The organism is Flavobacterium quisquiliarum, assembly GCF_019308285.1.
GTDB classification, from domain to species: domain Bacteria; phylum Bacteroidota; class Bacteroidia; order Flavobacteriales; family Flavobacteriaceae; genus Flavobacterium; species Flavobacterium quisquiliarum.
This window is the reverse complement of record NZ_WWEM01000013.1, coordinates 188,378-195,638: the sequence shown is the minus strand read 5'-3', so window position 1 is coordinate 195,638 and position 7,261 is coordinate 188,378. Positions and strand designations below refer to the sequence as shown.

4 protein-coding genes and 2 rRNA genes are annotated in these 7,261 nt (G+C 36.5%); 4 read left to right on the top strand and 2 right to left on the bottom strand.

Features of this window, described 5'->3' with window-relative positions:
• The 3 genes from GSY47_RS05905 to pafA all read left to right on the top strand — a co-directional run.
• Window positions 1-1,415, top strand: a 23S ribosomal RNA gene (locus tag GSY47_RS05905); the annotation flags it as partial.
• Between the two features lie 142 nt (window positions 1,416-1,557).
• A 5S ribosomal RNA gene (gene rrf, locus GSY47_RS05900) occupies window positions 1,558-1,667 on the top strand.
• A gap of 346 nt (window positions 1,668-2,013) precedes the next feature.
• Complete coding sequence (gene pafA, locus GSY47_RS05895) at window positions 2,014-3,633, top strand: alkaline phosphatase PafA (RefSeq protein WP_179002413.1); 1,620 nt, start codon at window positions 2,014-2,016, stop codon at window positions 3,631-3,633.
• Between the two features lie 127 nt (window positions 3,634-3,760).
• Here the strand turns inward: pafA and ald are convergent, their stop codons facing one another.
• Complete coding sequence (ald, locus tag GSY47_RS05890; protein WP_179002412.1) at window positions 3,761-4,879, bottom strand: alanine dehydrogenase; 1,119 nt, start codon at window positions 4,877-4,879, stop codon at window positions 3,761-3,763.
• 201 nt (window positions 4,880-5,080) lie between these two features.
• Between ald and GSY47_RS05885 the strand changes: the two genes are divergently transcribed.
• The gene (locus tag GSY47_RS05885) at window positions 5,081-5,539 is read left to right on the top strand and encodes an Lrp/AsnC family transcriptional regulator (RefSeq protein ID WP_008467950.1); all 459 of its coding nucleotides are present in this window, start codon (window positions 5,081-5,083) and stop codon (window positions 5,537-5,539) included.
• A gap of 61 nt (window positions 5,540-5,600) precedes the next feature.
• Here the strand turns inward: GSY47_RS05885 and GSY47_RS05880 are convergent, their stop codons facing one another.
• Entirely contained in the window at window positions 5,601-7,049 is a 1,449-nt protein-coding gene (locus GSY47_RS05880; protein WP_179002411.1) for a glyceraldehyde-3-phosphate dehydrogenase, read from the bottom strand.
• Window positions 7,050-7,261 lie beyond the last annotated feature (212 nt).

Below are 7,261 nucleotides of genomic sequence, written 5' to 3'. Positions count from 1 at the left end.
GCGCCGCGAACTGACGGAATAGTTCGTTGAAGTACCTAGCTATATGTTTTATAGGCAAATCCGTAAAACATGGTGAAATACGATAGTACTCGGAGTCTTCGGACAAAGAGATAGTGCGCCTAAGGGCTTCCAAGAAAAACCTCTAAACTTCAGGCAATGAGAACCAGTACCGTAAACCGACACAGGTAGTTGAGGAGAGAATCCTAAGGTGCTCGAGAGATTCATGGCTAAGGAATTAGGCAAAATAGACCTGTAACTTCGGGAGAAAGGTCGCCCCCAGCAATGGGGGCCGCAGTGAAGAGGTCCAGGCGACTGTTTATCAAAAACACAGGGCTCTGCAAAATCGCAAGATGAAGTATAGGGCCTGACACCTGCCCGGTGCTGGAAGGTTAAGAGGAGATGTTATCTTCGGAGAAGCATTGAATTGAAGCCCCAGTAAACGGCGGCCGTAACTATAACGGTCCTAAGGTAGCGAAATTCCTTGTCGGGTAAGTTCCGACCTGCACGAATGGTGTAACGATCTGGACACTGTCTCAGCCATGAGCTCGGTGAAATTGTAGTAACGGTGAAGATGCCGTTTACCCGCAGTGGGACGAAAAGACCCTGTGCACCTTTACTATAGCTTAGTATTGACCTTGGATAAATGATGTGTAGGATAGGTTGGAGACTTTGAAGGGGCGTCGCCAGGCGCTTTGGAGTCATTGTTGAAATACAACCCTTTGTTTATCTGAGGCCTAACCCCGAGTATCGGGGGACATTGCTTGGTGGGTAGTTTGACTGGGGTGGTCGCCTCCAAAAGAGTAACGGAGGCTTCTAAAGGTTCCCTCAGTACGCTTGGTAACCGTGCGTAGAGTGCAATGGCATAAGGGAGCTTGACTGAGAGACATACAGGTCGATCAGGTACGAAAGTAGAGCATAGTGATCCGGTGGTTCCGCATGGAAGGGCCATCGCTCAAAGGATAAAAGGTACGCCGGGGATAACAGGCTGATCTCCCCCAAGAGCTCATATCGACGGGGGGGTTTGGCACCTCGATGTCGGCTCGTCACATCCTGGGGCTGGAGAAGGTCCCAAGGGTTGGGCTGTTCGCCCATTAAAGTGGCACGCGAGCTGGGTTCAGAACGTCGTGAGACAGTTCGGTCTCTATCTACTGCGGGCGTTAGAAATTTGAGTGGATCTGATTCTAGTACGAGAGGACCGAATTGGACAAACCGCTGGTGTATCTGTTGTCCCGCCAGGGGCACCGCAGAGTAGCTACGTTTGGAAGGGATAAGCGCTGAAAGCATATAAGCGCGAAACCCACCACAAGATGAGATTTCTTTTAAGGATCGTGGAAGATGACCACGTTGATAGGCTACAGATGTAAAGGCAGTAATGTCATAGTCGAGTAGTACTAATAATCCGTAAGCTTATGTACAAAACTTTTCCTTCTCCCGTCCCAGACGGGAGGAGGAAGGAACTTTCTTAAAAACTTATGTTTCTTTATCCCAGTATGTTAAGATATTGCTGCAGTTATTTGATTTTTAATTAACTGCAAAGCTGCTTGCAGCGAATGACCTTAAGGTGGTTATTGCGGCGGGGCTCACCTCTTCCCATCCCGAACAGAGAAGTTAAGCCCGCCTGCGCAGATGGTACTGCATTATTGTGGGAGAGTATGTCGTCGCCTTTCTTTTGAGAATCCTTCCCGATTTATCGGGAGGGATTTTTTGTTTTATATCATTTTTTTATTTTTTTGCTGAAATCCCCTAAAGCTCTTTTTAACGCATGCGTCAGGGATGGAAGCGGCATCCTTTTGTTTTTTTCTTTAAAAAACAAAAGATACAGCAGACAGCCCGGACAGCAGGAAGACGATATGATTGTTCTCCTGCATCTTTTTTTACTTCAGCCCTAATTCTATTCTGAAATATAGTATTCAATTTTTGTTAAATTATGGTCAATTATTGGTCTTACGTATCGATACTTTAGAATTTTAGAATTTGAATGAGTATTTTTGTGTTTAAATTATTTATTTAAATATGAGAAAAAGTATTTTAATGTTGGCACTTTTTGTTATCACAAATTTAAGTGCTCAACAACGTCCCAAATTAGTTGTAGGTATAGTAGTTGATCAAATGAAAATGGAATATTTATATCGATTTTCAGATGATTTTTCCCCAAATGGTTTTAAGAAGTTAATGAATAATGGTTTTGTATTTCAAAACATGCATTACAATTATATGCCAACTTATACTGCACCTGGGCACGCTTCTATATATACTGGTACAACTCCAGCTACACATGGAATTGTTGGTAATGAATGGTTCAGCAGAACTTTGGGTAAAGAAATGTATTGTACCGATGACGCCGGTGTAAAAACTGTTGGAGATGGTACTGCAGAGGAAGGCGCTATGTCTCCTAAAAATCTTCAAAGCACTACAATTACTGATGAAGTTCGAATGGCGACCAACTTTAATGGAAAAGTTATCGGAATGAGTTTAAAAGATCGTGGTGCAATTTTGCCAGCAGGACATTTTGCTAACTGGGCTTTCTGGTACAGCAAAACAGGATCGTTTATTTCTAGTACTTTTTATGGAGAAAAATTGCCTGAATGGGTATCTGAATTCAATAATGAAAAAAACTATCTTAAATACATAAATAAAGGTTGGGATTTATTTAAACCTGCTTCAGTTTATAATGAAAGTCTGCCAGATAATAATCCGTATGAAGGTAAATTATATGGAAGTGCTGCACCAGTTTTTCCATACGATCTGAAATCTATGTATGAGAAGAATGATGCGGGAATTATTCGTGCAACACCTTACGGAAATGATCTTTTGGCGGAATTTGCTAAAAGAGCCATAGAAAAAGAAGAATTAGGTAAAGATAATATCACTGATTTTTTAACGGTTAGTTTTTCTTCTACGGATTATGTAGGTCATTTACTTGGGCCAAGATCTATGGAACTTCAGGATACTTATTTGAGATTAGATGAAACTATAGCTGACTTTTTAGCTTATTTGGATAAAACAGTTGGCAAAGGAAATTATTTATTATTCCTAACAGCTGATCATGCTGGAGCAGAAAACGTAATTTACTTGAAAGATCGTAAATATAATGTAGATAATTATCCTTCTAAAGAGGTTAAGAAAAGCTTACAAGAATTCTCTGTTAAAACATTTGGAGTAGATTTAATTCAGAATTACTCGAATTTCAATGTTTTCTTCAATAAACAAATCATTAAAGATAAGGGGTTGGAATTGGTTCAAGTTAAAAAGGCATTCAAAGAATTTTTAATTTCTCAGCCACAAGTTAAAAGAGTTTATACGGAAGAAGAGATTTTAGCTAACGCAGGAAATGATTATGCTTTAAATTTTGTAGCTAAAGGATATGATGTCACGCAAAATGGCGATTTGGTAATTGTGGATAAACCTGGAGATATCGAATATACTGCGACAGGTACATCTCATGGTACAATTTGGAGTTATGATACTCATGTTCCAGCAATTTTTTATGGTTGGGGAATTAAAAAAGGAGAGTCTTATGATAAAAAAGGAATCACTGAGATTGCTGCAACAATCGCACAAAAAATAAAAGTTACTTTTCCTAACGGAACTGAAGCAAAAGTGATGCAAGAAGTTTTGGATTCGAAAAAATAGTATTCTTTAAATATATTTATTTAACCTGTTCTTTTTCAGAACAGGTTTTTTTTTAGATCAAAAAAAAGGTTTTTCAATTAAGAAAAACCTTTTTAATAGTGATTTGTAGCACTTATTTAGTATTAGCCTATGCGTTTGCTAATACTATTTCTTCGTTAAAAGGAAGGTTCCAAGCTTCAGCAACTCCTTTATATAAGATTTTGCCATTAGCTACGTTTAATCCTTTTTTCAATTCTTCATTTTCAGCACATGCTTTTTCCCATCCTTTGTTTGCTAATTGTACAGCATAAGGTAAAGTTGCATTTGTTAAAGCTAATGTAGAAGTGTAAGGAACTGCTCCTGGCATATTAGCTACACAATAGTGAACGATATCATCGATAATAAAAGTTGGGTTTTCGTGTGTTGTTGGAGTGCAAGTTTCGATACATCCACCTTGGTCAACTGCAACGTCTACTACAACAGCACCTGGACGCATTAATTTAAGCATATCACGAGTAATTAAGTGAGGCGCTTTTGCTCCTGGAATTAAAACAGCTCCAACAACTAGATCTGCATCTTTAATTGCTCTTGTGATGTTGTAGTGGTTAGACATTTCTGTATTTACGTTTGCTGGCATAATGTCATCTAATTGACGTAGACGAGGTAAACTTAAATCCATAATAGTTACTTGAGCACCTAAACCTGCTGCCATTTTTGCAGCCTGAGTTCCAACGATTCCTCCACCAAGTACTAATACTTTTGCTGGTGGAACACCTGGAACACCACCTAAAAGAATTCCTCTTCCTTTTAATGGTTTTTCAAGATATTTTGCTCCTTGTTGAATCGCCATACGACCTGCAACTTCAGACATTGGAACTAAAAGTGGTAAACTGCGGTCTGTTTTTTCTACTGTTTCGTAAGCTAAACAAACTGCTCCTTTTTCCAACATTGCATGAGTTAATTCTTCTGAAGATGCGAAATGGAAGTAAGTGAATAATAACTGATCTTTTTTGATTAATGGGTATTCAGAAGCAATTGGTTCTTTAACTTTAATAATCATTTCTGCAATTGCGTAAACCTCTTCAATAGTTGGTAAAACAACTGCGCCAGCCTGAGTATATTCTTCATCAGCAAAACCACTTCCTAAGCCAGCAGTTGCTTGAACATAAACTGTATGGCCGTGTTTTTTCATTTCTGATACACCTGCAGGAGTTAAAGCAACTCTGTTTTCATTATTCTTTATTTCTTTTGGAACACCTATTATCATGTTGTTATATTTTTTGTTTTTTATTGAATTTGTTTTACAAATCTACAGAGAGAGAATAAATTATGGTTTAATCATTGATAAATAAGAAAATATTATTTTATTTTTTACTTTTACAGAAAAATATTCTTTTTGAAGCCTCGAAATATTCTCCAAAAAGAAAAAAAGACTATTTCTAACTGTTTTTAATAAAACGTTTTCGTTATGGCTTTAGATGAAATTGACAAAAAAATCTTACGTCTTTTGCAGGAAGATGCGCACTACACTTTAAAAGATATTGCAAACAAAATAAACTTGTCTCTGACTCCTGTTCACGATCGTGTGAAACGTCTTGAAAAAGATGGTATTATAGAGAAATATGTGACTCTTTTGGATAAGAAAAAATTAGGAAATAATCTGACGGTTTATTGTCAAGTTACACTAACAAAACAGACGTATGATACTTCTGAAGGATTTAATCAGTCAATTTTGAATTTGCCCGAAGTTGTGGAATGCAATTATGTTTCGGGAAATTTTGATTATATGCTTAAAATCATAATTCCTGATATGGAAAGCTATCATCACTTTCATCAAAAAAAGTTATCTGTATTGCCAGAAGTATCTTTGATAAATACTGTATTTGTGATTTCTGAAGTAAAAAGCACAACTGTTTTGCCAATTTAAATCCATAAAAAAACCACCAAGAAATTTTGATGGTTTTTAAGATAGAGTTAGTTTGGTTGAATTAATAATAAGTATAACGTCTTACTTTGGCAATATATTTTGCTAAACGAATTACTTGATGGCTATAACCGAATTCATTGTCATACCATATATATAGTACAATGTTTTTTCCGTCTTTTGAAACAATTGTAGCATTGCTGTCATAAATTGCTGGAGCAGAAGTGCCTATAATGTCAGAGGAAACAAGCTCATTATTCAATGAATATTTAATTTGCTCCACCAATTCTCCTTCAAGAGCATATTTTTTCATGATTTTATTAATGCCAGCAATTGAAGTTGCTTTTTTAACTTCTAAATTTAAAACGACTAATGATCCGTTTGGAACAGGAACACGAATAGCATTAGAAGTTAATTTTCCTTCTAGCGAAGGCAATGCTTTTGCAACCGCGCTTCCAGCACCAGTTTCGGTAATGACCATATTTAAGGCGGCGGCTCTTCCGCGACGATATTTTTTATGCATATTGTCAACCAAATTCTGATCATTTGTATAAGAATGAATGGTTTCTAAATGTCCTTTTGCAACGCCTAAAGTATCTTCAATTACTTTTAAAACAGGAGTTATGGCATTTGTAGTGCAGGATGCAGCAGAAAAAATATCAACTTCATCAGGATTATAATCGTTTTGATTTACACCATAAACAATATTCGGTACGCCTTTACCCGGAGCTGTCAGCAGGACTTTTTCAACACCATTTGATTTTAAATGTCTCTTTAAAGCTTCTTCAGTTGTAAAGGCTCCTGTATTATCTATCAATAAAGCATCGCTAATTTCGTATTGGGTATAATCTATTTCTTCTGGAGAATTTGCGGTTATAATATGGACAGTTGTTCCGTTGATAATTAAAGCATTATTTTTAGGATCAGCAATTACAGATCCATGAAAGTCCCCGTGTATGGAATCATAACGCAAAAGAGAAGCTCGTTTCTCCAAACTTGTTGCATCATTTTTATCACGTGTTACAATAGCTCTCAAACGCAATTGATTTCCTTTTCCTGTTTTTGACATTAGCTCTCTTGCTAATAAACGTCCAATTCTTCCAAAACCATAAAGAATCACATCTTTCGGATGGATTTCTTTTGATGTTTTTGCTTTTTTCAATTTATCAATAACAAAATATCTTGCGTCAGGATATTTTTCATCTTCTAAACCATATTCGTAAGTTAGTTTGCCAAGATCAATTTTTGCAGGCGGAAGATCTAAAGATAAAACAACCTTCGCAATTTCAACAGAGTCGAAAATGGTAATTGGTTTACCGACAAATTCGCCAGCATATTGATGAAGATTGATAATATCGCTGACATTTTTATCTAAGAGCTGATTTTTAAATAAAACCATTTCTATTGATTTGTCATACCATAAATCGCTTATGATTTTGATTAATTCGACACCAGCTCTTCTTCGGTCGACTTGTAAGGATACCTCTTTTTGGTACAAAGATTTGTTGTTCATAATTGTTAAATTGAAATAATAAAACGCTCACTTATTTTATAATTTGGCGCAAAAGTATCTATTTCAATCGATTTCGTAAACTATTTTAGCATTTATTTTTGAAAATGAAAAAGCCACCTTAATTTCTTAAGATGGCTTTTTTGAAGTTTTCAGTATTCAATCTAAGTTTGTAATTTTTTTTTTAAGACTGTAAACTGGAACTGATAAACGAG